Origin of the sequence: Streptomyces lanatus, from assembly GCF_014655715.1 — a bacterium.
Taxonomy (GTDB): Bacteria; Actinomycetota; Actinomycetes; order Streptomycetales; family Streptomycetaceae; genus Streptomyces; species Streptomyces lanatus.
In genome coordinates this window covers 382583-408044 of sequence record NZ_BNBM01000003.1, presented here as the reverse complement: position 1 = coordinate 408044, position 25462 = coordinate 382583, and the positions used below count along the sequence as shown (strand labels likewise).

The 25462-nt window shown below is 69.5% G+C and carries 28 protein-coding genes; 13 read left to right on the top strand and 15 right to left on the bottom strand.

Going from position 1 to position 25462, the window contains the following annotated elements:
- Positions 1-198 precede the first annotated feature (198 nt).
- Positions 199-1050, bottom strand: a complete 852-nt coding sequence (locus tag IE325_RS10875; RefSeq protein ID WP_190069578.1) for a hypothetical protein — start codon at positions 1048-1050, stop codon at positions 199-201.
- Positions 1051-1218: 168 nt separating this feature from the next.
- Here IE325_RS10875 and IE325_RS10870 point away from each other — a divergent pair, with 168 nt between their 5' ends.
- The gene (locus IE325_RS10870; protein ID WP_190069577.1) at positions 1219-2232 is read left to right on the top strand and encodes a DUF4097 family beta strand repeat-containing protein; all 1014 of its coding nucleotides are present in this window, start codon (positions 1219-1221) and stop codon (positions 2230-2232) included.
- A 1-nt stretch (position 2233) separates the two neighbouring features.
- Positions 2234-3283 carry a PadR family transcriptional regulator gene (locus IE325_RS10865; RefSeq protein WP_190069576.1) on the top strand — a complete coding sequence of 350 codons (1050 nt, stop codon included), beginning with the start codon at positions 2234-2236 and terminating at the stop codon, positions 3281-3283.
- A gap of 37 nt (positions 3284-3320) precedes the next feature.
- Here IE325_RS10865 and IE325_RS10860 read toward each other — a convergent pair whose 3' ends face one another.
- The 4 genes from IE325_RS10860 to IE325_RS10845 all read right to left on the bottom strand — a co-directional run bounded on the left by IE325_RS10860 (position 3321) and on the right by IE325_RS10845 (position 6689).
- The gene (locus IE325_RS10860) at positions 3321-3884 is read right to left on the bottom strand and encodes a Clp protease N-terminal domain-containing protein (protein WP_190069575.1); all 564 of its coding nucleotides are present in this window, start codon (positions 3882-3884) and stop codon (positions 3321-3323) included.
- Positions 3884-4093: a helix-turn-helix domain-containing protein gene (locus tag IE325_RS10855; RefSeq protein ID WP_190069574.1), complete on the bottom strand. Its 210-nt coding sequence runs from the start codon at positions 4091-4093 to the stop codon at positions 3884-3886. The genes IE325_RS10860 and IE325_RS10855 overlap by 1 nt, the downstream gene beginning before the upstream one ends.
- Positions 4094-4217: 124 nt before the next feature.
- Positions 4218-5180 carry a zinc-binding dehydrogenase gene (locus tag IE325_RS10850; RefSeq protein WP_190069573.1) on the bottom strand — a complete coding sequence of 321 codons (963 nt, stop codon included), beginning with the start codon at positions 5178-5180 and terminating at the stop codon, positions 4218-4220.
- A 285-nt stretch (positions 5181-5465) separates the two neighbouring features.
- The gene (locus IE325_RS10845; protein WP_190069572.1) at positions 5466-6689 is read right to left on the bottom strand and encodes an NAD(P)-dependent malic enzyme; all 1224 of its coding nucleotides are present in this window, start codon (positions 6687-6689) and stop codon (positions 5466-5468) included.
- 677 nt (positions 6690-7366) lie between these two features.
- On the opposite strand from IE325_RS10845, the gene IE325_RS10840 reads away from it, so the two are divergent.
- From IE325_RS10840 to IE325_RS10830, 3 genes are read left to right on the top strand one after another with little or no spacing between them, the layout of a single operon-like run.
- Positions 7367-8335, top strand: a complete 969-nt coding sequence (locus IE325_RS10840; protein WP_190069571.1) for an ABC transporter substrate-binding protein — start codon at positions 7367-7369, stop codon at positions 8333-8335.
- Between the two features lie 32 nt (positions 8336-8367).
- Positions 8368-9327 carry an amino acid ABC transporter permease gene (locus tag IE325_RS10835; protein ID WP_190069570.1) on the top strand — a complete coding sequence of 320 codons (960 nt, stop codon included), beginning with the start codon at positions 8368-8370 and terminating at the stop codon, positions 9325-9327.
- 1 nt (position 9328) lies between these two features.
- Entirely contained in the window at positions 9329-10090 is a 762-nt protein-coding gene (locus IE325_RS10830; protein WP_308437650.1) for an amino acid ABC transporter ATP-binding protein, read from the top strand.
- Between the two features lie 88 nt (positions 10091-10178).
- On the opposite strand, the gene IE325_RS10825 is transcribed toward IE325_RS10830, so the two are convergent.
- Positions 10179-10958, bottom strand: coding sequence for a class I SAM-dependent methyltransferase (locus IE325_RS10825; RefSeq protein ID WP_190069569.1), 780 nt, complete (start codon positions 10956-10958; stop codon positions 10179-10181).
- A gap of 99 nt (positions 10959-11057) precedes the next feature.
- On the opposite strand from IE325_RS10825, the gene IE325_RS10820 reads away from it, so the two are divergent.
- Complete coding sequence (locus IE325_RS10820) at positions 11058-11687, top strand: CGNR zinc finger domain-containing protein (protein ID WP_190069568.1); 630 nt, start codon at positions 11058-11060, stop codon at positions 11685-11687.
- On the opposite strand, the gene sodX is transcribed toward IE325_RS10820, so the two are convergent.
- Positions 11591-12025 (bottom strand): nickel-type superoxide dismutase maturation protease, encoded by a 435-nt coding sequence (sodX, locus tag IE325_RS10815; RefSeq protein WP_190069808.1) that lies wholly within the window; start codon positions 12023-12025, stop codon positions 11591-11593. The two genes, IE325_RS10820 and sodX, sit on opposite strands and share 97 nt — an antisense overlap.
- A 145-nt stretch (positions 12026-12170) precedes the next feature.
- Here sodX and sodN point away from each other — a divergent pair, with 145 nt between their 5' ends.
- Complete coding sequence (sodN, locus tag IE325_RS10810; RefSeq protein ID WP_007491258.1) at positions 12171-12566, top strand: superoxide dismutase, Ni; 396 nt, start codon at positions 12171-12173, stop codon at positions 12564-12566.
- Positions 12567-12573: 7 nt separating this feature from the next.
- Here sodN and IE325_RS10805 read toward each other — a convergent pair whose 3' ends face one another.
- Entirely contained in the window at positions 12574-13728 is a 1155-nt protein-coding gene (locus IE325_RS10805; protein ID WP_190069567.1) for a tyrosine-type recombinase/integrase, read from the bottom strand.
- Positions 13729-13749: 21 nt separating this feature from the next.
- Positions 13750-14253: a helix-turn-helix domain-containing protein gene (locus IE325_RS10800; protein ID WP_190069566.1), complete on the bottom strand. Its 504-nt coding sequence runs from the start codon at positions 14251-14253 to the stop codon at positions 13750-13752.
- Between the two features lie 120 nt (positions 14254-14373).
- On the opposite strand from IE325_RS10800, the gene IE325_RS10795 reads away from it, so the two are divergent.
- The 4 genes from IE325_RS10795 to IE325_RS10780 all read left to right on the top strand — a co-directional run bounded on the left by IE325_RS10795 (position 14374) and on the right by IE325_RS10780 (position 18945).
- A complete protein-coding gene (locus IE325_RS10795; protein WP_019889361.1) occupies positions 14374-14568 on the top strand; it encodes a helix-turn-helix transcriptional regulator in 195 nt (64 codons plus the stop codon).
- 586 nt (positions 14569-15154) lie between these two features.
- Positions 15155-16327, top strand: a complete 1173-nt coding sequence (locus IE325_RS10790) for a DUF3631 domain-containing protein (protein WP_190069807.1) — start codon at positions 15155-15157, stop codon at positions 16325-16327.
- Between the two features lie 382 nt (positions 16328-16709).
- Entirely contained in the window at positions 16710-17261 is a 552-nt protein-coding gene (locus IE325_RS10785; RefSeq protein WP_190069565.1) for a MobC domain-containing protein, read from the top strand.
- The gene (locus IE325_RS10780) at positions 17251-18945 is read left to right on the top strand and encodes a relaxase/mobilization nuclease domain-containing protein (RefSeq protein ID WP_190069564.1); all 1695 of its coding nucleotides are present in this window, start codon (positions 17251-17253) and stop codon (positions 18943-18945) included. Before IE325_RS10785 ends, IE325_RS10780 begins: the two co-directional genes overlap by 11 nt.
- Positions 18946-19010: 65 nt before the next feature.
- Here IE325_RS10780 and IE325_RS10775 read toward each other — a convergent pair whose 3' ends face one another.
- From IE325_RS10775 to IE325_RS10760, 4 genes are all read right to left on the bottom strand, one after another.
- The gene (locus IE325_RS10775) at positions 19011-19589 is read right to left on the bottom strand and encodes an HAD domain-containing protein (protein ID WP_190069563.1); all 579 of its coding nucleotides are present in this window, start codon (positions 19587-19589) and stop codon (positions 19011-19013) included.
- Between the two features lie 30 nt (positions 19590-19619).
- A complete protein-coding gene (locus IE325_RS10770) occupies positions 19620-20315 on the bottom strand; it encodes a class I SAM-dependent methyltransferase (RefSeq protein ID WP_190069562.1) in 696 nt (231 codons plus the stop codon).
- Complete coding sequence (locus IE325_RS10765) at positions 20316-21227, bottom strand: phosphotransferase family protein (RefSeq protein WP_190069561.1); 912 nt, start codon at positions 21225-21227, stop codon at positions 20316-20318.
- A 77-nt stretch (positions 21228-21304) separates the two neighbouring features.
- Positions 21305-22054: a hypothetical protein gene (locus IE325_RS10760; RefSeq protein WP_190069560.1), complete on the bottom strand. Its 750-nt coding sequence runs from the start codon at positions 22052-22054 to the stop codon at positions 21305-21307.
- 224 nt (positions 22055-22278) lie between these two features.
- On the opposite strand from IE325_RS10760, the gene IE325_RS10755 reads away from it, so the two are divergent.
- Together IE325_RS10755 and IE325_RS10750 are read left to right on the top strand one after the other, a co-directional pair.
- Complete coding sequence (locus IE325_RS10755) at positions 22279-23637, top strand: NsdA family TPR-like regulatory protein (protein ID WP_190069559.1); 1359 nt, start codon at positions 22279-22281, stop codon at positions 23635-23637.
- 35 nt (positions 23638-23672) lie between these two features.
- Positions 23673-24170 carry an NUDIX domain-containing protein gene (locus IE325_RS10750; RefSeq protein WP_190069558.1) on the top strand — a complete coding sequence of 166 codons (498 nt, stop codon included), beginning with the start codon at positions 23673-23675 and terminating at the stop codon, positions 24168-24170.
- A 154-nt stretch (positions 24171-24324) separates the two neighbouring features.
- Here IE325_RS10750 and IE325_RS10745 read toward each other — a convergent pair whose 3' ends face one another.
- Together IE325_RS10745 and IE325_RS46835 are read right to left on the bottom strand one after the other, a co-directional pair.
- Positions 24325-24522, bottom strand: a complete 198-nt coding sequence (locus IE325_RS10745; RefSeq protein ID WP_102908989.1) for a hypothetical protein — start codon at positions 24520-24522, stop codon at positions 24325-24327.
- A gap of 741 nt (positions 24523-25263) precedes the next feature.
- Positions 25264-25398, bottom strand: coding sequence for a hypothetical protein (locus IE325_RS46835; RefSeq protein ID WP_308437648.1), 135 nt, complete (start codon positions 25396-25398; stop codon positions 25264-25266).
- Positions 25399-25462: the final 64 nt, after the last annotated feature.

Below are 25462 nucleotides of genomic sequence, written 5' to 3'. Positions count from 1 at the left end.
CGCCGAGGCCGGAGGTTCCCGGGGCGCCCTGATGCTTGATGCGGGGCGCCCTTCGTGTTTTTCGGCGACCTGGGCGGCCTTCGGTGGTGTCGTACGGCGAGATGTGAGCGGCTCGCCTGGTGCCGTACGGCGATCCCGGCGGCCCGCGTCTGCCATCCGTACCGCGCCCCGTGCCGTACGGCGCCCTCGCCCCCGGCCTCAGTCCAGCGGTCGCACGGTGGTGCATGCCGCGAGCCCCAGCGTGCCGTGGGCCAGCAGTACCGCGCCGGCGACGACCCAGCCGGGGCTGTGGCGCCGTAGGCCCCAGACCGTGAGCGGGACGCCGGTCGCGATCTGGGTCAGGGCGAGGGCTCGGGCGCGGGGGCCGCCGGCCCAGGGCAGGAGGGCGCCGAGGCGGCCGCCGTCGACGGCGTCCAGTTCCGCGCGGAAGGCGTCGCGCCAGCCGGACCACTCGATCAGCCGGATGTGCGGCTGGTCGCGGGTGGCGTCCCGCAGTCGGTCGGCGCTCTCGCCGGGTGCGAGGCCGTCGGGCAGGGAGACGCCCGCGCGCGTGAGGACGGCGATCAGGCCACGCATGCGTGCGGTCGCGTCGGCCTCGGAGTCGGGGCGGGTCAGCGCGTCGAGGGACTGCATGTCCAGGACCGGATCGAGGCCGAGCCGGGCGGCGAAGGTGCGCATGGCCTCGTCCTCGCCGGCCGGGGTGCCGTTGCGCAGCCAGACATAGCCGACGGGGCGGCGGAAGCCGGCGGCGAGGGTGTATCCGGCGCGGTCGGCGTCCCACCACAGGGCGAGCACGGGCCAGGGCGCGCCGACGGCGAGTGCGGTGGCCCAGCCGGTGAGGACGCGGTCGACGGGTTCGTCGCCGTCCAGCCAGGGCCTGCCCTCGGGGACGAGCACGCTCCAGCCTTCGCCGGCCGGCGCGAGCAGCATGTCCTCGCGCAGCAGCCTGGCGGCGGGGGCGACGCCCTCGGGCGCGGCTCGGCACAGCAGCAGGGCGCCCGGGGCGGGGCTGCGGGCCTGGCGAGCGGTCCGGGGCTGATCCGTCGACATGACAACACGCTAGGCCGTTTTGTCCATCTCGCGAGATTTGTGATCACCAGAACGAGTGCCTTGACTTTCCCCGTCCGCGATATATCGTGTTTCTCGTAAGACACGATATGGCGTGTCATTCAGATCCGGCCCGTGCGGCCGTGTCCGGTCGCCCAGGAGGTCCGCACCATGTCCGAGTGGTCCGTAGCAGAGCCCGGGAAGCTCACCTTCGACGAGCCGGTGCGCGAGCTCCATGTGCGCATCGTCAATGGAACTGTGAACGTCGTGGGGACCGAAGAAGGTTCCGCCCGCCTGGAGGTCTCCGAGATCGAGGGCCCGCCCCTGGTGGTGACCCAGCAGGGCGGCACCCTCACGGTGGCGTACGAGGACCTGCCGTGGAAGGGCTTCCTCAAGTGGCTCGACCGCAAGGGCTGGCGTCGCAATACGGTGGTCTCGCTTGCCGTGCCGGCCGACACCCGCGTGGAGGTGGGCGTGGTCGGCGCCGGGGCGGTCGTCTCCGGGATCCACGGCCCGTCGGTCGTCAAGGGAGTCACCGGCGACACCACACTCGTCGGCCTGTCGGGGCCGGTCCGCGCCGACACCGTCTCGGGCAACCTTGAGGCGCAGGCCGTCACCGGCGACCTCCGCTTCAACTCCGTCTCCGGCGATCTCACGGTCGTCGAGGGCTCGGGTTCCTCCGTGAAGGCCGAGTCGGTGAGCGGCTCGATGATCGTCGACCTCGACCCGGAGGGCCCTACGGACATCCGGCTGACCAGCGTCTCCGGCGAGATCGCCATCCGCCTGCCGGCCCCGGCGGACGCGGACGTCGAGGCCAACACCGCCAGCGGCACCATCTCCAACGCCTTCGAGGACCTCCGGGTGCACGGCCAGTGGGGCGCCCACAAGATCACCGGCCGCCTGGGCGACGGCACCGGCAAACTCCGGGCGACGACGGTCTCCGGCTCCATCGCCCTGCTGCGCCGCCCGCCCCGGGAGGACGAGCCGTGGGACGCGGAGTCCTCGACCACCCCACCCATGGACTCGACCACCCCACCCACAGACTCGACGACCCCACCCACGGATGCGACGACCAACCCTGCGAACGGCGCACAGCACACCTCGGGGGACAATTCCGTTTCCGGCCCGGGCGACGACTCCACCGACACCCCGGCCGACGGCACGACCGACAAGAAGGTGCTCTGACATGCCTCCCGTCTTCGCCCACGGCCGCCTCCGTCTCTATCTGCTGAAGCTGCTGGACGAGGCCCCGCGCCACGGCTATGAGGTGATCCGCCTCCTTGAGGAGCGCTTCCAGGGGCTGTACGCACCGTCCGCCGGCACCGTCTACCCCCGACTCGCCAAGCTGGAGGCCGAGGGCCTGGTCACCCACACCACCGAGGGCGGCCGCAAGGTGTACGCCATCACGGACGCGGGCCGCGCCGAACTCGCCGACCGCAGCGGGGAGCTGGCCGACCTGGAGCTGGAGATCAGGGAGTCGGTGGCCGAGCTGGCCGCCGAGATAAGGGCCGATGTGCGGGGCGCCGCGGGCGATCTGCGCCGCGAGATGCGCGCGGCGGCGTCGGAGGCCCGCAAGGGCAAGGGCGGCAGGACCGACACACCCTTCGGCGACTTCTCGGACTACACCGACAAGGAGGCGTGGCGCGCCGCCAAGGAGGAGATGCGCCGGGCCAAGCAGGAGTGGAAGGAACAGGCCCGCCGCGCCAAGGACGAGAGCCGCCGTGCCCGTGAGGAGGCCCAGCGCGCCCGACGCCAGGCCAAGGAGGCCCAGGACCACGCCCGCGCCCAGGCCCAGGAGGAGGTCCAGCGAATCGCCCGCCGGGTCCAGGAGCATGTCCAGGACCACTTCGCACGCGGCGACTGGCCGACGGGCGTCCGGGAGGGCCTGACGGAACTGGCCAAGGAGTTCGGCGACTTCGGGAAGGACTACGGCAAGGAGTTCGGCAGGGACTTCGGCTTCGGCCGCCCGGACGCCCCCAAGTCGCCCCAGCACCAGCCCGACTACTCCGACACTCCCGAGGACTTCCCGGCCGCCTACGAACCCACCTGGGCCCATGAGGCCCCCGGCGAAGACCCGGCCCGCGACCTGGACCGCCTGCTGGACCGCTTCCGCGACGACATCCGCGACGCGGCCCGGGACCATGGCGTGACCCCGGACCAACTCCGCGACGCCCGCCACCACTTGTCGTCGGCGGCGGCACATATCGGAGCACTGCTGCGCGAACCGAAGCCGTGACACCGCCCGCTGGGCGGCAAGGGTGAGGCCGGGCCCCTCAGCCGGCCTTGGCCTCTCCCCCGCCGTACAGCACACGCGTCACGGACTCATGGGTCACCCCGTGATCGGCGAGGGCCTCGGCGGGCACACCGGGGCGGGCGGTCAGGGCCAGCAGGATGTGCTCGTCCCCGATATGCCGGTCCCGCTGGGCGACGGCGATGCGCAACGCCCGTTCCAGCACGTCCTTCGCCGCCCGGCTGAAGGAACGGTGCCCGGACCACCACCCCTTGTCCTTCCGGTCCCCGGACATCGCCCCGACCCCGTGCACTTCCTCCACCCGGGCGACGACCTCCCCGACATCGATCCCCAGCCCGGCGAGCGCGTCGGCCTCGGCCTGCGACAGCCCGCCCCGCCGCCGGGCCTCGCCCAGTGCCTCCCGTACGGACTCCAGCCACTGCCCGCCCCCGAGCGCGGCCAGCGCGAACGAGGCGCGGCTGCCCTCCCGGTCGAGCAGCGCGAGCAGCAGGTGCTCGGCATCGACGGTTCGCCCCCCACCCCGCTCGGCATGCTCCACGGCACCCGTCACCACCGCACGGGCATCCTTGGTGAATCGCTCGAACATCAACGCCTCCCGTACTTCTTGTGCACGGCCTGTCTGCTGACCCCGAGTTCCGCGGCGATCTCCTGCCAGGACCAGCCCTGATTGCGCGCACTGCGCACCTGCACGGCCTCCAGCTGCTCCAGCAGCCGCCGCAACGCCGCGACGGCCCGCAGCCCGATCCGGGGATCGCGATCGCCCGCCCGCTCGGCGAGATCTGTAGCGTCGGTCATGTTGTCAATGTAGGTTGACACACGACTCATGTCAACCTGGGTTGACAACGGCAAACAGAAAAGCGGCGGGCCCGGGGCAAAGCCAAGCCCCGAACCCGCCGCAAGCACCGCGCGGCGCGAACCGTCAGTTGGTGAGCACGACCTTCCCGAACAACTCACCCGACTCCATCCGTTCGAACCCCTCCCGGGCCCGATCCATCGGCAGCACCTCATCGATCACAGGCCGCACACCGGTGGCGGCACAGAAGGCGAGCAGATCTTCCAGCTCGTCCTTGGTCCCCATGGTGGAGCCCACGATCTTCAGCTCCAGGAAGAAGATCCGGGTGAGTTCGGCGTGCGAGGGCCGATCGCCACTGGTGGCACCGGAGATGACCAGCGTGCCGCCCGGCTTGAGCGACTTGATGGAGTGCGACCAGGTCGCCGCCCCCACCGTCTCGATCACGGCGTCGACCCGCTGCGGCAGCCGGGCCCCGGACTCGACGGCCTCCACGGCCCCCAGTTCCAGCGCCCGCTTCCGCTTGGCCTCGTCCCGGCTGGTGGCGAACACCCTGAGCCCCGCGGCCTTCCCGAGCACGATGGCGGCGGTCGCCACCCCGCCCCCGGCCCCCTGCACCAGCACGGAGTCACCGGGCCGCACACCGGCGTTGGTGAACAGCATCCGATAGGCGGTCAGCCAGGCGGTCGGCAGACAGGCGGCCTCGACGAAGGAGAGTTCCTTGGGCTTGGGCAGCACATTCCAGGTGGGCACGGCGACCTGCTCGGCGAAGGTGCCCTGATACCGCTCGGTGAGGATGGACCGCGGCTCCCTGGGACCCACCCCGTGCCCGCTCTGTCCGATGACCGAGTGCAGGACGACCTCGTTGCCGTCCTCGTCGACACCGGCGGCGTCACAGCCGAGGATCATCGGCAGCCGGTCCTCCGGGAGGCCGACGCCCCGCAGGGACCAGAGGTCGTGGTGGTTGAGGGAGGCGGCTCTGACGTTGACGACACTCCAGCCGGACCGGGCCTCGGGAGCCGGACGGTCCCCCAGTTCAAGGCCGTTGAGCGGCTGGTCGCGGTCGATTCGGGCGGCGTAGACGGCGAACATGCCGTCGACGATAGGTGCCGATGGCAATCAGCGGTACCGGATCACACTGTGACGCACACCCTCTTGCCAGAAACAGGGCCGCCATCGAACCCCGGTCGCTCTTCCCGGCCCAGCCCGTCCGGCGTTTGAGGACGAGGCCCCTTAAGGGCCGACAGGGGGTCTGGGGGCGCAGCCCTCAGCACGACCGGCACCCCCGCCCCAAGCGCAACCGCCTCAATCACCCGCACGGGTAGGCAGACAAATGGCCCCGCCCAATCGGACGGGGCCATCAAGCCAACGGCACAGTCACCGCCGAGCAACACCCTCCGCCCGAGCCGCGGCCGCGACAGCCGCCGTCACGGCCGGAGCGACCCGCTCGTCGAAGGGCGACGGGATGACGTAGTCCGCGGCGAGGTCGTCCCCGACGACCCCCGCCAGCGCCTCAGCGGCCGCGAGCTTCATCCCCTCGGTGATCCGGGACGCCCGAACCTGCAGCGCGCCCGCGAAGATGCCGGGGAACGCCAGCACGTTGTTGATCTGGTTCGGGAAGTCGGACCGCCCGGTCGCCACCACGGCCGCGTACTTGTGCGCGACGTCGGGGTGCACCTCGGGGTTCGGGTTGGCCATGGCGAACACGAACGCGCCCTCGGCCATCGAGGCGACGGCCGCCTCCGCGACCGTACCGCCGGAGACGCCGATGAAGACGTCCGCGCCTTCCAGCGCCGCCTCCAGCGACCCGGAGATCCCGGCCTTGTTCGTGAACCCGGCGACCTCCCGCTTGACCGGCGTCAGGTCTTCCCGGTCGGCCGACACGACGCCCTTGCGGTCGGCCACGGCGACGTCACCGATGCCGGCCTCGACCAGCATCTTCGCGATGGCGACACCGGCCGCGCCGGCCCCGGAGATGACGGCCCGCAGATCGCCGAGCCCCTTCCCGGTCAGCCGCGCGGCGTTCCGCAGGGCCGCCAGCGTCACGACCGCCGTGCCGTGCTGGTCGTCATGGAAGACCGGGATGTCCAGCCGCTCCTGCAGCTTCCGCTCGATCTCGAAGCACCGGGGCGCCGAGATGTCCTCCAGGTTCACTCCACCGAAGGAGGGCGCGAGCCGCACCACGGTCTCGACGATCTCGTCGACCCCGGTGCAGTCGAGCGCGATCGGCACCGCGTCGACGCCGCCGAACTGCTTGAACAGAATCGCCTTGCCCTCCATCACGGGGAGGGAGGCTTCCGGACCGATGTCGCCGAGCCCGAGCACCGCCGTGCCGTCGGTGACCACGGCCACGACGGACGACTTCCAGGTGTAGTCGTGCACCAGCTCCGGCTGCTCGGCGATCGCGCTGCACACCTTCGCGACGCCGGGCGTGTACGCCAGGGACAGGTCGTCCTTGTCGCGGACCGGCACGGTGGCCTGCACGGCCATCTTGCCGCCACGGTGCAGCGCGAAGGCGGGATCGAAGGAATCGAGGGGCTCGACCCCGCCGTCCTGATCGGTATTGCCGCCGCTGCGAGGATTGACGATCTCCGCTGCCACTTTGTCTGACCCCTTAAGTGTTCATGGTTTGAGGGTGGGACCACTCCTGGTGAGAAGTGGGCGGGACCGCGCATGGCCCTGTTCGTTGATACGTACGACGTCGGATAGGACGTCAGACGTACGGTCCATACGCGACGGCGCGCCGCACACGCGCCCTGAGCCCCGGATGAGGGGTGTAAAGAACCTTCTTACCGGACGGACGGCGCCGCCGACGAGTCCAATACGTGCAAGATCACATGGCGGGAATGGAAACTCCCACGTCGACGGACACAAATCAGACACAGCCCGTCGATGACGCCGGTGCGGTTCATGGCCAAATGAGCGGACATGTCAACACGAGTAACCGCGAAGAGTGACCAATCCCCACAAATCCCGCACACGACCGGTCCACATCCCGAGATAAACCGAAGATCTTCCGGCCGGAACGGCAGATTCCCGCAGAAGGTGCGGTCAAGTTGTACCGACCTGCGGCAGTTCGGGGGTAACCCGTTATCCGATTTTGACATGACGGGCGCCCTGAATGCCTCAGTCCGAATGGCAAGATGCCGTAATCACACGAGGTCGCGACACTCGAAGGCGTGTGCTCTCGTCGACCTAGGAAACCAAGGCCTCTGCCGGTCAGAACGGCAGGTGCCTGCCCCATCGGCAACTCCACCCATCCGCCGGAGGAACCCACCATGACCGCAAGCACCACCCGTCGTACGACCGCCGCACGCTCCCGGCTGGCAGCGGTCGGCTCGATCGCGGTCGCAGGCGCCCTGATTCTCACCGGCTGCGGTGACCAGACGAACGACAGCGGCAGCGACGAGGGCACCAAGGGCACGGGGTCGTCCAGCGCGGCCCCGCTGTTCGCCAAGCTGCCCAAGAAGATCCAGGACGCGGGCGTCATCAAGGCCGGCACCAACGCCGAGTACGCCCCCATGGAGTTCCAGGAGGGCGGCAAGATCGTCGGTGTCGACCCCGACATCGCCGCCGCGCTGGGCGAGAAGCTGGGCGTGGAGTTCCAGTTCACCTCCGGCTCCTTCGACGGTCTGATCACCGCCCTGAACTCGGGTCGCTACGACGTCGCCATGTCCTCCATCACGGACACCCCGCAGCGCCAGGACGGCCTGGACGACAAGGGCAAGAAGCTCGGCCCGGGTGTCGACTTCGTCGACTACTTCACGGCCGGCACCGCCGTGTACGTCCAGAAGGGCAACCCGAAGAAGATCAACTCGATCGAGGACCTCTGCGGCCAGACGGCGGCCGTGCAGCGCGGCACGACGTACGAGAAGGCCCTGCAGACCCAGTCCAAGGCCTGCACGGACGGCGGCAAGAAGAAGATCAACATCGAGTCGTTCGAGAACGACACCGAGGCCCAGACCCGAGTGAAGTCGGGCGGCGCGGTCGCCGGCGTCAACGACTACCCGGTGGCCGTGGACCTGGCCCGCAAGTCCGGCGGCGGCAATGACTTCGAGGTCGTCGGCGAGCAGGTCGACGCCGGTCCGTTCGGCATCGCGGTGAACAAGGACAACAAGGAGCTCACCGCGGCCCTCGAAGAGGCCGTCAACGCGATCATCGAGGACGGCACGTACAAGAAGATCCTCGAGAAGTGGGGCGCCGAGTCCGGCGCGATCGACAAGGCCGCGATCAACGGCGGCAAGTGACCGTCCCGGGCAAGCACTGAAGGGCAGTCACAGTGACTGACAAGTTCGACAAGGAGCCGGCCGACGCCAACCCGTCGGCCGCCGTCTCCAAGGAGGGCGGGGCCATCCCGCCCGAGGCGATCAAGGCCATTCCGGTACGGCACTACGGCCGCTGGGTCAGCGGTGTCGTGGTGCTGGCCCTGGTGGCCCTGCTCATCAACGCGTTCGCCAGCGCGGAGAAGATCCAGTGGAACGCGGTCGGCGACTACGTCTTCGACTCCACGGTCCTCGCGGGCGCCGGCCGCACCCTGCTGATCAGCGTCCTGGCGATGGTCATGGGCGTGGTCCTCGGCGTGGTCCTGGCCGTGATGCGCCTGTCCAAGAACCCGGTGACGAGCTGGGTGGCCTGGGTCTACATCTGGTTCTTCCGCGGCACGCCGGTCTATGTCCAGCTGCTGCTGTGGTTCAACCTGGCGCTGATCTTCCCCGTGCTGAACCTCGGTCCTCTCTACAAGGACGAGATGGTCGACGTCATGACGCCGTTCATGGCCGCCCTGCTGGGTCTGGGCCTGAACGAGGCGGCGTACATGGCGGAGATCTGCCGCGCCGGTCTGATGGCCGTGGACGAGGGCCAGACCGAGGCCTCGCACGCGCTCGGTATGAGCCACGCGAAGACGCTGCGCCGCATCGTGATCCCGCAGGCGATGCGGGTGATCGTGCCGCCGACCGGCAACGAGTTCATCAACATGTTGAAGACCTCGTCATTGGTGTACGCGGTGACGTACAACGAACTGCTGCGCGCCACCTCCACGATCGGCTCCACGTCGTACGCCGTGATGGAGATGCTCTTCGTGGCGTGCATCTGGTACCTGGTCATGACCAGCGTGTTCAGCGTCTTCCAGTACTACCTGGAGCGCCGTTACGCCCGTGGCTCGACGCGGAACCTGCCGCCGACGCCGTGGCAGAAGATCAAGGCGAACATGCTCGGCCTCGGCAGCGAAAGGGGCGTGTGACATGACCGCCATGGTGAAGTCCGAGGGCGTTCACAAGTCCTTCGGCGCGGTCCAGGTCCTCAAGGGCATCGACCTGGAGGTGCAGACCGGCGAGGTGTTCTGCCTCATCGGTCCCTCCGGCTCCGGCAAGTCGACGTTCCTGCGGTGCATCAACCACCTGGAGAAGATCAACGCCGGCCGGCTGTATGTCGACGGCCAGCTGGTCGGCTACCGCCAGAAGGGCGACAAGCTGTACGAGCTCAAGGACAGCGAGGTCGCCCAGCAGCGCCGGGACATCGGCATGGTGTTCCAGCGGTTCAACCTGTTCCCGCACATGACGGCGCAGGAGAACGTCATGGAGGCGCCGATCCAGGTCAAGGGCACGAGCAAGGCCCAGGCCAGGGACCGCGCGAGGGAGCTCCTCGACCGCGTGGGCCTCGCCGACAAGGCCGGCAGCTACCCCGCCCAGCTCTCCGGCGGCCAGCAGCAGCGCGTCGCCATCGCCCGGGCCCTCGCCATGGACCCGAAGCTGATGCTCTTCGACGAGCCGACCTCGGCTCTCGACCCGGAGCTGGTCGGCGACGTCCTCGACGTCATGCGCGACCTGGCCGAGTCCGGCATGACGATGGTCGTCGTCACCCATGAGATGGGCTTCGCCCGCGAGGTCGGCGACAGCCTGGTCTTCATGGACGGCGGCGTGGTCGTCGAGTCCGGCGACCCGCGCGAGGTCCTGACCAACCCGCAGCACGAACGGACCCAGGCGTTCCTGTCCAAGGTGCTCTGACCGGACGACGGCTCATAGACGGCTCACACGAAGGTGAAGGGGCGGTACGAGGATCCTCGTACCGCCCCTTCGTCCATGCGCCGCCGGTCTACTTCAGCGCGAGCATCAGCGCATCCGACGGCGAGGACCACACCGCCCGCGCCTCCCCGAACCCCTTCTCGCGCAGCACGCGCGCGTGCCACTCGGCGGACGGCGTGTCGCCCTCGGCGTGCTCGCCGTAGATCTCGAAGCGGCGGGCCGTCGGCTCGGCCAGGACCGGGTCCTTGGCGGCGAGCTGCCACCACTCGGACCAGTCGAGGGCGCCGTTCGCCTTGGCCTGATCCATACGGGCGTGGCGCTGTGCGCGCTCGGCCGCGTTGATCCGGGGCGTCGACTCGTCGATCATGTGGTCCGCGTTCAGGAAGACACCGCCGTCGCGGACGAGCTCCGCGACCCGACCGTAGAGGGCCGCGAGGGGTTCACGGTGCAGCCAGTGCAGGGCGGTGGCGGTCAGGACGGCGTCGTAGGAGTCGTACGGCAGTCGCGCCGGCCAGTCGGGGTCCGTGAGGTCGGCCGTGACCAGGGAGACCCGCTCGTCGTCGGCGAAGGTGCCCTCGGCGATGGCGAGGAGCGCCGGGTCGAGGTCGACACCGGTGCTGGTGGCCCCGGGGAACCGGGCGAGCAGCCGGGCCGTGATACTGCCCGTGCCGCACGCGAGGTCGAGCACGCGCGGGGCGGGTCCGACGAGGGCCTCCACCATGTCGAGCATGATCCGGAAGCGTTCCTCCCGGTCGGGCATGTACCACTCCTGCTGCCGGTCCCAGCTCTCCTGCCAGGCCGGCCAGTCGGCCCCGGCCCCGGTCGTGGTGGATGTGGACCTGTCCGTCATCGAGCCCCTCCAACGCGCATGTCACGTAATACCCTGGAAGCACGATCAGCTGTTACCCGACCGCACCACGACGATAGAACGCCTCCGTAAGGACTACAAGTGGAACTGGCCTATTACTCGGACTATGCCGTACGACTCGTCAACAGCGAGGACCCGGCCCGGGGCAAGGACTCGCTGACCTCGGTCGAGGCCGTCCGCGACCTGTTCGGCGTCAGCCAGGAGGCGGGCCGCAGGGCCACCGACGCCGACGTCACCCGCTTCCGCTCGGTCCGCGCACGGCTGAGGGCGGTCTTCGAGGCGGCGGACAAGGGCGACGAGGCCCTCGCGGTGAACCTGCTGAACTCGCTGCTGCTGGAGTTCCCGGTGAGCCCGCAGATCTCCGGCCATGACTTCCGGGACGACGACGGCCGCCCCCTGTGGCACATGCACCTGGCCGACCACCCGTCGAACGCGACCGCGGGCTACGCCGCCATCGCCGCGATGGGCCTGGCCTTCCACCTCACCGAGTACGGCGTGGACCGCCTGGGCCTGTGCGAGGCGGCGCCCTGCCGCAACGCCTACCTCGACACCTCCACCAACCGCTCCCGGCGCTACTGCTCGGACCGCTGCGCGACCCGCGCCAACGTGGCCGCCTACCGCGCCCGCAAACGCCTGGAGGCCGACCGGTCCGCCGGCACCAGCCGCACGGCCGACAGCGCCCAGCGCGCCAGCGCGAACGGCGAGCGCTGATCCGGCTTGCGCGGCCGGTACCGCATCCGGACCTTGCCCAGGATCAGCTCGTCCGGCACCACGCCGTAGTCGGTGCTGTCGCCCCCGGCGTAAGAGTTGTCCCCCAGCACCCACCAGCCGCCGTCACGGCGCTCCGAGGCCCGCTTGACGACCAGCAGGTCCTGCTGGAACGGATGCCGCAGCACCACGACGTCCCCGGGCCGGATCCGGCCCCTGTGCCACACCACGAGCAGGTCGCCGTGATACAGCGTGGGCACCATCGACGGCCCGGTCACCTCGGCCCACCCGAAGGGCCGGTCCGTCCGCCCGCGCTCGGTCTCCTGCGACAACTCCGGCATCCCCGGCACCTCCCCGGTAGGGTCCTCCACCAGTCTCAGTCTGACCCCGGACTTTTGTCCTAAGCCCATGGGGGCACTCGCGAAAACCCGTCTTGCAGGGAGTAATGTCCCACCTGAGAAGACGATCACGAGGAAGGAATGCTCCATGCTTTCCCGCCTGTTTGCCCCCAAGGTCAAGGTCAGCGCACACTGCGACCTGCCCTGCGGTGTGTACGACCCGGCCCAGGCCCGCATCGAGGCGGAGTCGGTGAAGGCCGTGCAGGAAAAGATGGCCGCCAACGACGACCCGCACTTCCAGGCGCGTGCCACCGTCATCAAGGAGCAGCGCGCCGAGCTCGCCAAGCACCACGTCTCGGTGCTCTGGAGCGACTACTTCAAGCCCCCGCACTTCGAGAAGTACCCGGAGCTGCACCAGCTCGTCAACGACGCTCTGAAGGCCCTCTCGGCCGCCAAGGGGTCCACCGACCCGGCGACCGGCCAGAAGGCCCTCGACTACATCGCCCAGATCGACAAGATCTTCTGGGAGACCAAGAAGGCTTGATCTATGGCTAGGCCGTCTGACCTGCGGTTACGCGGGTCGCATCGCCTACCTGTCCGCACCCGGTCCGCAGGCCGCCGAGAACGGCGTCCATGACGGTCCGGGTGCGGTCTTCTTCGCCCGGCCAGAGGTGCGCGTAGATCCGCAGCGTGATGACGGCGGACGCGTGGCCGAGAACCAGCTGGACCTGCTTGACGCTCGCTCCGCCGGCGATGAGGGCGGAGGCGAAGAAGTGGCGCAGGTCGTGGGTCACCATGTGCGGCAGTTCGACGGGCTTGCGGCCCTCGCACTCGGCCGCCTCGTTCTCCGCCGCCTGGAGCGTCCTGCGAGCGCAGTTCCACTCCGTCTTCCAGCGGCGGTAGTTGAGCGGTTCGCCCTCCTCCATCGTGAACAGCCACTCCTTGGAGGGGCGTGCGGCGAGGTGCACCAGGAGGGCGTCGGTGACCACCTCGCCGACCGGGACGGTGCGTCGGGACTTGGCGGTCTTCGGTGGGCCGATCTTCCCGGACTGGAGGCGCTGGCGCTCGACGCGGATGGTGCCCGCCTTGAAGTCGACGTCCGACACCTTGAGGCCGAGCAACTCGCCTATTCGCAAGCCTGATCCGGCAAGCGTGACGATGGCTGCGCGGATGTACGGCGGCATCACACGGGCCATGGCCTCGACTTGCGCGACCGTGGGCGGGGTGACCTCCTCGTCCGGCATGGGCGGGAGAGTGATCCGGCGACACGGGCTAGACGCAATGACCTTGTCCTCGACGGCCGCGGTCATGAGGCGTACGAGAACGTCGTAGACGTTGCGCACGCTGCCGGGGCCGAGCAGCTCGGACAGGCTCTTGAAGAGCACCTGGAGGTCGTTGCGGCGTATCGCCGCCATGGCGCGGGAGCCCAGTGCCGGGACGAGATGAAGTCGGAGCGCGTTGTCGGTGATGCGCTCCCCCGCCTCGCTGGCGATGAGTGACTCCTCCCACTTCTTCGCGTACTTCTCGAAGGTGATCCGTCCGGCGCGCGGGTCCACGTATTGGCCGGTCACGATGCTGGCCGTGACCTCGTCCAGCCAGCGCTGAGCGTCGATCTTGCGGTCGAAGTGGCGGGCGTGCTCCTTGCCGTCGAGGTCTCGGTAGCGGGCCCGCCATTTGCCATTGGGGCGCTTCTGAATGTTCGCCAAGTGGCTTCTCCCTTGGGTTGGTTATCGGTGGTAGCCGCCGCCCTCGATGTGCTCGGTGAGGGTGCGGGCGTCGCGCTCATCGCCCATGAGGCGAAGGCACTGCTCGTGGATGGCCCGTGAGCTGTCGGGGTGGGCCTGGATGTACTCGGCGATGCCGACGACTGCGTGGTGCAGTCGGTCTCCGGCGTCGCGTGTCTCGTAGTACGCCTCGACGGCTTCCTGGACGAGCCGTCTGCTGTCGAGGTCCAGCCCTTCCAACGGCGGGGACATCAGCTCTTCGAGGGGCAGCTCGAAGACGCGGGCGAAGGCGAGCGCCTCGTCGACGTTGATACGGCGGCGCGGGGTGCCGTTCTCGATGCGCCAGACGGCGGTCTGGTTCATCTTGACGCCGGCCTTGGACACCCGGTCCGCCAGCTCGATCGTGCTCCATCCCCTGACCTCGCGCTCCAGCGCCACCCGCGCGGCGATGTTGCCCTCGCTGTAGAGCAGCGGCACCTCACCGCCGTCGGCCTTGTCGCCTGCCATCGAACCTCCATCCTGACCGTTTCTTTCCCAATTGAAACACACGCTTGCCGATTTGGTTGACCGGCGATCGTCGGGTACAACCTATGCAGACCGGATTGCCGCCTAGTCGATTGGGAATGCATGCGATATCTGACCACCGCCGAGGTCGCCGAGCGCTACCGCACAGCGGAGAGCACCGTCCGCTACTGGCGCCAGATCGAGAAGGGCCCGCGCGGCATCAAGATCGGCAAGCGGGTGCTGTACCCCGAGGCCGAACTGCTGCGCTACGAGCGGGCGCTGATCGAGGGCCGAGACGAGTGGGGTCTGGCCTCCTGAGCCGCCGGAGGCCCGGGACACGGAAACGGCCCTCGGCGCGCCAACGCCGAAGGCCGGAGAGTCCCCCGCACACCGCCCATCCCTGAGCGAACAAGCCGACGAGGGGTTGGACCTTGCCCGTCCTGCCCCTCGTCCGAGAGGAACGTCTATGGAGGACTCTACGTCCCCCACCAACCCGAACACGGTCCCCAAGGTCATCTGGCCCGAGGTCGCGGTCCCCGGCCAAGGCGTCCCCGGACGCCGCGGGGACGAGCATTCTGCTGCTGCGGTATCAGGGGACCGTCCCCTCGATACAGCCGGTCCCCTGTCGACGCGACCTACCGTCCCCATACCCACATCCGTTGGAGACGTGCAGGTCAGCGGCATCGGCGCGCCAACGGGGACCGGTCCCCAAGACTCTGGAGTTGCACCAGGGGACCGCAGTGGCGACCGGGACAGCGGCCGTCCCCTGTCGCCGGGGACCGACGTCCCCGTGGAGCGGGCCGAGCAACAAGAGATCGCAGCCACCGATGGCGGGGCACTCGCCGGCGGCCATGAAGGCGCCGGTGCTCAGGTAGCCGCTGACGGGGTCGCGCTGCTGGACGAGTTGCGAGCAGCGATCGGCAAGTACGTGGTGCTGCCCAGCGAGGAGGCACTGACCGCGGTCACCCTGTGGGTGGCGGCCACACACATCCAGACGGCTCTGCAGCACGCGCCACGTCTGGCGGTGGTGAGCCCGACGAAGGGGTGCGGCAAGTCCCGGGTTCTGGACGTGCTCCACGAGACGGTGCACCAGCCGATGATGACGGTGAACACCTCCCCGGCGGTCGTCTTCCGGGTCATCGGCAAGAACCCGCCCACCCTGCTGGTGGACGAGGCGGACACCATCTTCGGTCCCAAGGCGAGCGGTGACAGTGAGATCCTGCGCGGCCTGCTGAATGCCGGGCACCAGCGCAACCGGCCCGCCTGGCGGATCTCCGGTCCGGATCACAAACCGACCCCGTTCCCCACCTTCGCCATGGCTGCCATCGCAGGGATCGGCGACCTGCCGGACACGGTCATGGACCGGGCGGTCGTTCTGCGGATGCAGAAGCGTAAGCCGGGCGAAAAGGTCACCCCGTTCCGCTCCCGGTATTCAGTGCCGGAACTCAACGCGCTGCGTGACCGGCTGACCGCCTGGCTGGGTCCCCTGCGCGGGCAGGCTGCCCGAATGGTGCCGCAGATGCCGGTGGAGGACCGGGCGGCGGACACCTGGGAGCCGCTGGTCATCATCGCCGACCTGGCAGGCGGCCAGTGGCCCGCCCAGGCTCGTGCCGCCTGCTTGGCCATGACCCGCCACGAGGCGGCCCAGGACGAGCAGAGCAGCCTGAAGACAAGGCTCCTGCGCGACATCCACCGCATCTTCGCGCAGGCGGACAACCCCGAGGCCCTGGCCACTCAGGATCTGGTCGCCTCTCTGCTCCAGGACGCCGAGGCCCCGTGGGCGGAGCACGGCACCAAAGGGCTGAACGCCTACCACCTGAGCAACCTGCTGCGGGACTTCAACATCAGCCCGGCCAACCACCGGTTCGACAAGGGCAGGCAGGCCAAGGCGTACATGCGCAACCGATTCCTGGACGCCTGGGCCCGCAACTGCCCGGACCTCGTCGAGGTGGCACCCGAGCCCGAACACGGCGCCGCCCCCGCCCGCATGCCGCAGAACAGGCCGCCCGCCGCCCCGGCGGGGACCCTGCCTGTCGGCCCGCCCGGTGGCCCCGCCGGACCGAAGCGCGCTCTCTGATCCCACCGGGGTCCGTATCGCTTCGTCGCATCCGTCCCCGCGCAGGTCAGCGCGGGGACGGACTCTGTCGCCGGGACGGAGTTCTCCGTACCTGCCTGCGTCTCCGTACCTGTGCTGACCAGGCATGCAACGGATGCAACGGATGCAACGGACGTGACACAGCCCGATCCCCCCTCTCCTTCGGAGCACCACCATGCACACCGAGAACGACACGAACCCCTCTTCTTCCCGCCGCTGGGGTTGGTTCAGCCGGGACCGACGAACAGCAGCAAGCTGGAGCGAACGAGCCCCTAACGGGGCTTCGTCCGCGCTTGCCTCCGCCCCTGGGGTGGCGGCGGGAGAGGGGGCCGGGCGCCAGCGGGCGCCCGAGCCTGAGGAGGGGGTGATCGAGCCCCGCACCGCGTCTGCCGCCGACAGCGCCGAGCAGCCCGTCACCGACTCCGTCACCCCAGATGCCGAGCCGTCTGCCCGTCAACCGCCCGCCGCCGTCGAGCAGACCTCGTGGCGTGAGCCCGACGCCCCGGCACTGCCCGCGCGGATGAACCGCAAGCGCACCACCGAGAAGCGCGACCAGGAGAAGAAGATCCGCTTCACCCCGACTGCGGTCCGGCTCATCGACGCCGAGGCCAAACGGCGCCACCAGAAGTTCGCCAGCTTCGTCGGCGACGCCGCCCTCGCCGTCGCGCTCGGCAAGGCGGGCATGGTCGGCAGCCCAGAAGACGACCCTGTCCGCCCGTTGGTGGAGGCCGTCGAAGCGCACACCAAGGCTCTGAACCGGATCGGCACCAACCTCAACCAGATCATGGCAGCCATCCACTCCGGCGCGATACCCGAGCGTGCCGAGGCCGTCCTCGACCGCATTGAGCAGGCCGCCCAGGCCAGTTACGCACTCGTGGACCGGCTCCTGGCGGAAGGAGCCGGTCATGGTGCCTGACGTCTCCACCGGCTCCAGCACCCTCGGCCTGATCAACTACCTCTTCGGCAAGGGGCGGCGCGACGAGCACACGGACTCCCACATCGTGGCTGCCTGGGACATGGCCGGCGCCCCTGACCCCGGCCGCGACCCCGAGGCCACCTACACCCAGCTCGCCCGGCGCCTGGACCACCACGTCGACCTCCGCACCCGGGAACTCGGCGGAAAGCAGCCACCGCAGCATGTGTGGCACTGCCCGGTGCGCACCGCGCCCGGCGACCGCTTCCTCACCGACGCTGAGTGGGCCGAGGTTGCCCGCCGCGTCGTAGCCGCCACGGGCATCGCCCCCGAGGGAGACGAAAAGGCGTGCCGCTGGATCGCGGTCCGGCACGCCGACGACCACATCCACATCATGGCCACCACCGTCCGAGCCGACGGCCGCCGCCCTCGTACGAACCGGGACGGCTGGCGGGCACAGCTGGAATGCCGCAAGATCGAGGCCGAGTTCGGGCTGCGCCGCCTGAAGTCCGGTGACCTCACCGCCCCGCGTACCCCGACCGGCGCCGAGCGGGCGAAGGCGGAACGCCAGGGCCGGGAGGAGACCGCGCGGGAGTGGCTGCGCGAGCAGGCGTACGCGGTCGCCGCCGCCGTACGCAGCATCGACGAGTACTTCACCGTGCTGCGCTCCCTCGGCATCCAGGTCAGGCCGCGCATCGGCCCCGAGACCGGCGAGGTGACCGGCTACAGCCTGGCCGCGCCCGGCGACACCAGCAAGGACGAGCCCATCTGGTTCGGGGGCTCAAGCCTCGCCGCCGACTTGTCCTACAACCGCCTGTGTGAACGCCTCCCCACCCAGCCCCTGGCCGACCGCCCCCAGCAGATGGCGGACCCGGCCGAACCGTGGCACCGCGCCGAAACCGCCATCCGCGACGCCCACGCCGTCCTCGACTCGGGAGACGACACCGTGGCCCAGGGTCACCTGGATGCCTTCGGCGACACCCTTCACAACCTGGCCCTCACCGCCAACGGCGGGCATCGGGCCGAACTGCAGGCCGCGGCAAGGGCGTTCAACCGCGCCCGCCGCTCGGCGATCCGGGCCGACCACCAGGCCGCTACCGCCCTGCGGGAAGCCGCCAAGGAACTCGCCTACGCCTCACACGATCCGGGCGGACTCGCCATCACCCTGATCTTCGCCGCGCTCCACGTGGCGCGCGCCGCCGCCAAGTGGCATGAGCAGCGCGGTCACGAGCAGCAGGCCGCCGCGGCCGAAGAAGCCTTCCGCCACCTGCAGGCCGGTTACCAGCAGGCCGCCCAGCCAGTCTTGGCGGATCTCGCCCGTCGCGCACCACGTGCCACAACAGCCAACCGCTTCGAGCAGGACCTGCGCGCAGCCCTCCCCGACCACGCCGACCGCGTCCTCTCCGATCCCGCATGGCCAGCCCTGACCACGACCCTCGCCCGCGCCGAGACCGCCGGCCACAATCCCCGCCGCCTCCTGTCCGAGGTCGGCGCCCGGAGGGAACTCGACAGTGCCGAGCATCCCGCCGAGGTCCTCAACTGGCGCATCACCGCTCAACCGAACAGGCGCGCTCAGGCAGCACGTAGGAAAAGCACCATCAGCGGCACGACGTCCATGTCCGCCGCTCCACATCCTCCGGCCACACCAGTGCACATGGCGCCAGAAGAACGTGGTCGGCACCGCTAAACCCGGTCGGATGCCCTCGCCATACCGCGCGGCGGGGGCATCGACTGTTCTGCCACGGCTCCGCGTCAGGCTGCTTCGGTTCCGCCTGGAGCAGCGGGTGCACCAGTCCGCACGGCGAGCAGCCGCTCGGACCACGCTCGGGCTTCGGCCAGGTGTTCAGCCTGCAGCCCGTCACGGGGATCAGGCTGTACCAGCAGGGTCACCGCGCCACGGGCGGTGCGCTCCGCGGCCCAGGAGTGGTCGAGGTCAGTGAAGTCGTCGTCAATCCACACAGCGGGGGCGTCAGCCAGCCACGCGTCGACGTAGTCGCGTTTCCACAGGTAGCCATTGGGGTGGCTTGTTGTGATCTTGGGGCGCGGGAGATCGACATGCGGCAGGGGTGGGAGACCGAGGAGCGGTCCGATCAGAGTGGCGGCGTCCTGGCGCCAACTGGTGCACCAGACTGGCGTGACCATGCCGGTACGGATCACTTCCATAAGCATGGGGCCATGGGCAGGGTTGAGCCAGATGGTGACCGGGGCGTCGGCGCTGCGGCCAGTCGGGACGACGTCGTGGCGGGCGTGGGTGGCTGGGGTCGAGCCCTCCGCGTCGGGGAAAGGTATGAGGACGCCGTCGATGTCGAGGAGCAGGTAGGGCGGGCGCATCGGATTCTCCCAGGGGAGCCGGGGTGAGGGTCAGAGTTTGCGCGCGGTGATCAGCAGGGTGGTGGGCCAACAGCCTCCGTGGCGGGCGTCGTGGAACTCCTTGGCCGAGGTCAGCCAGAGGCCAGCGCGGTCGAGGTGTTTCTCCCAGCGGTCGGCGTCGAAGTCCCAGCGGGCGAGGGGCAGTCGGGTGCGGTCGGGGAGGGTGACGTAGTCGCGGCGCGGCCGGTCGTCGGTGGCCGGGCGGAGGCCGCCGCGTTGCGGGTGAGGAACGGAGAAGGCGAGAGTGCGGCCGGGCTTGAGGTGCTGGGCGATGGCCGGGAGTAGGAGTTCGGGGGCGACGAGCCCGATGGCGCCGAAGACGGAGTAAACCGCGTCGAATTGCTCGTCTGAGGCTTGCAGGTAGTACAGAGCGTGGCCCGCCACGAAGGTGAGGCTGTTCAACCGGCCGTAGTGCGAGCGGGCTCGACGGACCTGCAGGCCGACGAGGTCGACGCCGGTGACCTGGGCACCGTAGCGGGTGGCGAGGTGGGCGGCGTTGTGGCCGGGGCCGCAGCCGAGTTCCAGCAGCCGCTTGCGCCGCAGGTCCGGGCCGAGAATCTCGGCGCCGGGCCCGGTGCCCGGCCGCGTGGTCCACTCCATCCGCGCGGGGACCGAGAGTGGCTCGGCAGGGTTTGCCGTGGTGCGTTGTAGGGCGTGGACGTACCAGGGGGAAGCGTGGGCGAGCACCTAGACCCCCAGGAAGTGGAGAACGTCGGTGAGGTGGCGGCGTACGGCCTTGATGTAGGCGGGGTCGGTGGCCGGGTCGTTGATCCAACGGATCGACTGCTCCATGAACCACTCGACGGCCCACATGCGATGCCAGCCCAGGGCCCAGTTCTCGGCAGTGAGCCCGCCGCGCCGGGTGAGGGCGTCGGGGGTTCCGCCGGCGGTGACGTACTGCTCCAGGAAGACACGGAGGCGTACGGGGTCGGGGGTGTCGAGGGTGCCGTGCCAGCTGGCGAGGTCGAGCAGGCCGGGGCCGGTGAAGGCGCGGGCGAAGTCCAACAGCCGCCAGCCGTGCCGGCCGATGTGGAGGCTGGTGGGGTGGAACTCGGAGTGCACCCAGCCGAACGGAGCCACCGTGGCACCGGCCGAGCGGGTCTCGGCGGCCTGGGCGATTCGGTCGAGCGCGTCCTCGATGTCGTCCGCCTCCTGCCACCGCTCGGCCTTGCGAAGCCGGGCGAGGTGCTCCAGGGCCCTGTCCGGCAGCGTGCGGAGCCGGGCCTGGTCGAGCACGGGCAGGGCGGGAGCTGTGCGGGTGCCGTGCAGGACCACGGCCGCGGCGGTGCCGTCGAGGTCGTCGGCGTCGCGGACGGCAGGGTCGAGATCCTCCATGAGCATGCCGAGCCAGCCGTCCAGGACGGCGGAGGCGTGGACCTGCGGGACGGGAACGCCGAGTGTGCGCGCCAGACGGAGAGCTTGATCCTCGCCGTCGAAGGGCCGCTTCGCGTACTTGAAGATCGCGGTGGTGGAGTCGGGGAAAATCAGGCGCTCGACCCCGGACATGGACCACACGCGCACCTCCTCGCGCACGGCGGTGGTACGGCTGGCCATGGTGAGCAGGTTGTCGAGAAGTTCGGCGCTGGGGTTCGCGGTCACGTGGGGGCTCCAAGGAGGTAGAGGGCGTCCGGGGCGGGCGAGAGGTGCCGTCCCGCCCCGGAGCCTGGTGTGCGGTGTTACGCGGCTGGGCTCACGCGGTGGGCGTAGACCTGCTCGATCCATCCGGCCTTGAAGGCCGCGAGGTCGTCACGGAAGGCGGCCATCGAGGCACCGTAGGGCGCGACGACGCCACCGGTCTGGTCCGGCACGGACTGGCAGCCGTGCACAAGTCGGCCACCAAGGGCGGCGTGGGCCTTGATGGACTCGATGCGGCGGTGCTCGTTGAACCAGCCGCCGTGGTAGACCTCGTCGAGCATGCCGCCCATCTCGTCGCTGAGGTCGAAGACGACGGAGGTGGCGGCCGGGAAGAACCAGCACGGGCCGACGTTGGAGATGTGCCCGTCCAGCTCCACCTTGTTCAGCGCCATCAGCGTGGCCGCCTCGCGCAGCATCCGCAGGTGCTCGGCCGTGATCTGCGGCAGGCCGAGGCCGACGAGGTGCTCGTCGCGGAACAGGTACGCGTACACCGCGTAGGCGGTGGACAGCACGCGGGCGGCGTCCGAGGTGGACTCGGCGTGGGCCTTGATGAAGTCCAGCGCGAGCTGCTCGACTGTGCTCTCGGTGGTCTCCTCCACGTCCAGGAGCTGGGACTTGACCAGCTCCCAGTCGGCGACGAGCCAGGAGCTGGACTCGAAGCGGAAGAAGTACTCGGCCGGGTCGATGGTGATGCGCCGGCCGTCGACCTGGATGCCGGGCAGGCGGCTCCAGCGCTCGTCGAACGCCTCAGGCAATACGACCGTGATGGCCGCAGTGTCGATGGTGGTCACCGTGTCTCCGTCTCTGATCGGCCGGGTTCGGGCACAGGAATGCCCGAACCCGGTGTAGGCGTACGGAACTTCGGGGGCCGCCCGGCCGAAGGGGGAGCCTGGTTCCGGTGTCGGTCCGGGGCCGGGCGGCTGATGTTTAGTGAACCCTCCGTCACGCACAGTGGGTACGGTGAGAGGCAGTTGAATCGGTATACGCGGTTTACAGCTCCTGAGCGGAGGCGATCGTGGCAGCAGCGCCGAGAGGTCCCAACTCCCGCCTGCGTGACGTCATCGAGACGATCGGCTGCACCTACGAGGCTCTGGCGAAGGACATCCGGCGTATCGCGGCCGAGAACGGCGAGATCCTCCAGACCAACAAGTCGGCCGTCTCCCACTGGGCGAATGGCACACGCCAGCCGGCCGGACGGACCGGCCAGTACCTCGCAGAGGCGCTGTCCCGCCGAGCAGGCCGCACCGTCACCCCTGCCGAGATCGGCCTGCGAGCACCCGAAACGGCGATGTCGGAGGAGCCCGATCCTGTTCTGGCCGCCACCGATCTGGGACGAGCCGACGTCGAACGCCGCCGTTTCCTTGCCGTGGCCGCCTTCACCACGGCTGGCGTGGCCATGCCGCTCTTCTACGACCACGAGGCCACCGCCCGCATGTTGCGGGCCCGCACCGGCAGCTCGCTGGTCGGGATCGAGGACGTGGAGGTCGTACGGCAGATCACCGCAGCCTTCAGTGCGGCTGACGAACGCCTCGGCGGCGGCCATGGCCTGACTACCGTCACCGCTTATCTCGCCGACACCGCCGCCCCCATGCTCCGCGGACGCTTCCCGAACGAAGCCCTACGGCAAGCGGCCTTCGGCGCCGTCGCCGAACTCGCCTACCTCGCAGGGTGGAAGCACCACGACCTCGGCCAGGAAGGCGCCGCACAGCGCTACTACCAGGTCGGCTACCAACTCGCCTGCGAAGCCGACCCGCGCGGTCACGCCTCCTGGATGATGCGCGCCCTCGCCCACCAGGCACTGAGCCTCAAGCAGCCCCACCACTGCGTCGACCTCGTCGAAGGAGCCCTCACCCGCGGCCTGGGCCACGTCGACGGCCAGACCGAGGCGCTACTGCACATCACCCACGCCCGCGCATACGCTGCGGTCGGCGCGAAGCCAGCAGCAGCCCGCGCCCTGCTCGCCGCCGAAGACGCCCTCCTGCGCGAGGACGGCCCTCAGCCCAGCTACTCCCGCGTCAGCGGCCCGGCCGCCGGCACCGTCGCCAGCCACACCGCCCGCACCCTGACCGACCTCGCCGACCACGTCGGCACCGAACAACAACACCGCGACGCCCTCGTGCGCTGGGACCCCGAGAAGTACAAGCGCGTCCACGCCCTCACCTACGCCGACCTCGGCGACAGCCTCGCCGCCCAGGCTCGAGCCGACGAGGCGGTCGCCGCCTGGTCACAGTCCCTGACCCTGATGGAGGGCATGACCTCCGACCGCACCCGCAAGGCCATCACCTCGCTCCGCTCCACCCTCTCCATCTACCAGCGCCGCAAAGTGCCCGGAGCCGCCGAACTCGCCCGCCGCGCACGCGAAGCACTGGCCTAAGCTGCCACCATCCGGCCGATGAAGGGACACAAGCCGTGGCTCAGCGGACAACCGACGACCAGCCCAAAGCCCTGCCGCCCGCCCTCGAATCCATGACCCTGCTGGTCGCCGCCGTCATCGTCCACGACAAGGCCACCAACCGCGTCGTCCTCCTCCAACGCAGCCAGAACGCGAAGTTCGCCCAGGGCATGTGGGATCTCCCTGTCGGCAAGAGCGAACCCGGCGAGCCCATCACAGAGACGGCAGTGCGGGAGCTCTACGAGGAAACCGGTCTGGCCGTGAAGCCGGAAGCCCTGAAGGTCGCCCACATCATCCACGGCGCCTGGGGCGTCGAAGCCCCCAACGGCTTCCTCACCGTCGTCTTCACCGCCCACGAATGGACCGGCGAACCCGAAAACCGCGAACCACGCAAACACTCCCAGGTCTGCTGGGTCGATGCAGACGCCATCCCCGCGGAGTTCGTGGACACCACCGCCAGTGCCCTCCACGGCTACCTCGCGGGTGGTCCGGAAGTCTCCCTCGACGGCTGGTGATAGGAACGCCCACACCTCTTTCCAGGGGTGCCGCTCTGGCTCCGATCCGGTTCCGGGTGGCCATCGCCGCCTGAGCCCACGGACGCCCCGCCGGGCGCGAGTACTGGCGGGGCGACTCTATGTCCAGGGAGAGCGACGGAGACCCCCGACGGGCCTACGCGGCCATGGGCGGCTCCTCGTCGTCCGCCGGGGGCGGCACCTCGGGCCTGCGGAACTGCCGCCACGAGTCGCGTGCGCGTCCGGCGGAGTCGATCACGTCCGGGACCTGGTCCAACAGACCCTTCAGAGCGAAGAGCAGCACGGAAGCCACGCCAGCGATGGCGAGAATGATGATGATGGCGGTGCCGTCCACCGATCCTTACCTTCCCTGTCATGGGTCGGATCGGGTGCGCAGGCAGCCTCGATCCGAACCCTACGGTTCGGACCGAGACACCTGCGCGGATGCACCAGGCGCAAAGGTGTTCTCGGGGTGGGCTGAACAAGTGTCAGCCCGGCATTGCGAATTGCTGGGGGTAGACGTCGGCCCCCGTTTCACGGCTTGGCGTGCATCCAGCCCATGTGCGGGCTCACAAGCTCAACGGGCGCGTCTTCTGGAGTCGGCCTTGCGCCGAACATCCAGATGGGAATCAGAGGCCGTTGCGACCCCTGAACGCTTATCAGTTTAGCTCAGATCAGTCAGCAATGGGTGAAGACGCAACGAAGCCCCACCCCGGTCGAGTTGGGGTGGGGCTGATGGGAGGTCAGGTCAGCGTCTGTCGGGGGTGCCGTTGCCCTGGCAGGCGTAGCACTGGCAGAGGGGTCACCGGTCGCCGAGTAACGGCAGGTTCGGCATGGAGTCGACCGACCACTCGCGCGCGCCCGCCTCGCGCGTCTCCCTGGTGGGGGCATCGTACGTGTACACCCGAATACTTAACCCGGCCATGTGGCCCCCTCGTCGTCCTGACCAGTAGGTATCGCGGTATCGCTACGAGACTGCGATAGCGCGGCACACTGCGTGATCGTACGGTCGAGGAGTGAGTGCCGATCTTGACCGTTCCCGTCCGATCTGGCGCCAGGTGGCCGAGGTCATCAGCAAGCGCATCGGCGACGAGACCTATCCGCCGGTCAGCCGGGTGAGGGGCATCGTCGAGCTGAGTGCAGAGTTCGGCATCGCGGCCAGCACCGCCCAGAAGGCGTTGGCGCACCTGCGCGACACGGGTGAGGTGCGTACCGAGCTGGGCTTGGGCACGTTCGTCGCCGACCCTAGAAGGCCGGCTCGACCTTGGGCTTCAAGAGTGTGTTACCCCACGGCT

What these genes read in the sequence shown, in the direction of transcription:
- IE325_RS10875 (WP_190069578.1), bottom strand. Translation starts at nt 1,050, where the DNA reads ATGTCGACGGATCAGCCCCGGACCGCTCGCCAGGCCCGCAGCCCCGCC.
- IE325_RS10870 (WP_190069577.1), top strand. Translation starts at nt 1,219, where the DNA reads ATGTCCGAGTGGTCCGTAGCAGAGCCCGGGAAGCTCACCTTCGACGAG.
- IE325_RS10865 (WP_190069576.1), top strand. Translation starts at nt 2,234, where the DNA reads ATGCCTCCCGTCTTCGCCCACGGCCGCCTCCGTCTCTATCTGCTGAAG.
- IE325_RS10860 (WP_190069575.1), bottom strand. Translation starts at nt 3,884, where the DNA reads ATGTTCGAGCGATTCACCAAGGATGCCCGTGCGGTGGTGACGGGTGCC.
- IE325_RS10855 (WP_190069574.1), bottom strand. Translation starts at nt 4,093, where the DNA reads ATGACCGACGCTACAGATCTCGCCGAGCGGGCGGGCGATCGCGATCCC.
- IE325_RS10850 (WP_190069573.1), bottom strand. Translation starts at nt 5,180, where the DNA reads ATGTTCGCCGTCTACGCCGCCCGAATCGACCGCGACCAGCCGCTCAAC.
- IE325_RS10840 (WP_190069571.1), top strand. Translation starts at nt 7,367, where the DNA reads ATGACCGCAAGCACCACCCGTCGTACGACCGCCGCACGCTCCCGGCTG.
- IE325_RS10830 (WP_308437650.1), top strand. Translation starts at nt 9,329, where the DNA reads ATGACCGCCATGGTGAAGTCCGAGGGCGTTCACAAGTCCTTCGGCGCG.
- IE325_RS10825 (WP_190069569.1), bottom strand. Translation starts at nt 10,958, where the DNA reads ATGACGGACAGGTCCACATCCACCACGACCGGGGCCGGGGCCGACTGG.
- sodX (WP_190069808.1), bottom strand. Translation starts at nt 12,025, where the DNA reads ATGCCGGAGTTGTCGCAGGAGACCGAGCGCGGGCGGACGGACCGGCCC.
- sodN (WP_007491258.1), top strand. Translation starts at nt 12,171, where the DNA reads ATGCTTTCCCGCCTGTTTGCCCCCAAGGTCAAGGTCAGCGCACACTGC.
- IE325_RS10800 (WP_190069566.1), bottom strand. Translation starts at nt 14,253, where the DNA reads ATGGCAGGCGACAAGGCCGACGGCGGTGAGGTGCCGCTGCTCTACAGC.
- IE325_RS10795 (WP_019889361.1), top strand. Translation starts at nt 14,374, where the DNA reads ATGCGATATCTGACCACCGCCGAGGTCGCCGAGCGCTACCGCACAGCG.
- IE325_RS10780 (WP_190069564.1), top strand. Translation starts at nt 17,251, where the DNA reads ATGGTGCCTGACGTCTCCACCGGCTCCAGCACCCTCGGCCTGATCAAC.
- IE325_RS10775 (WP_190069563.1), bottom strand. Translation starts at nt 19,589, where the DNA reads ATGCGCCCGCCCTACCTGCTCCTCGACATCGACGGCGTCCTCATACCT.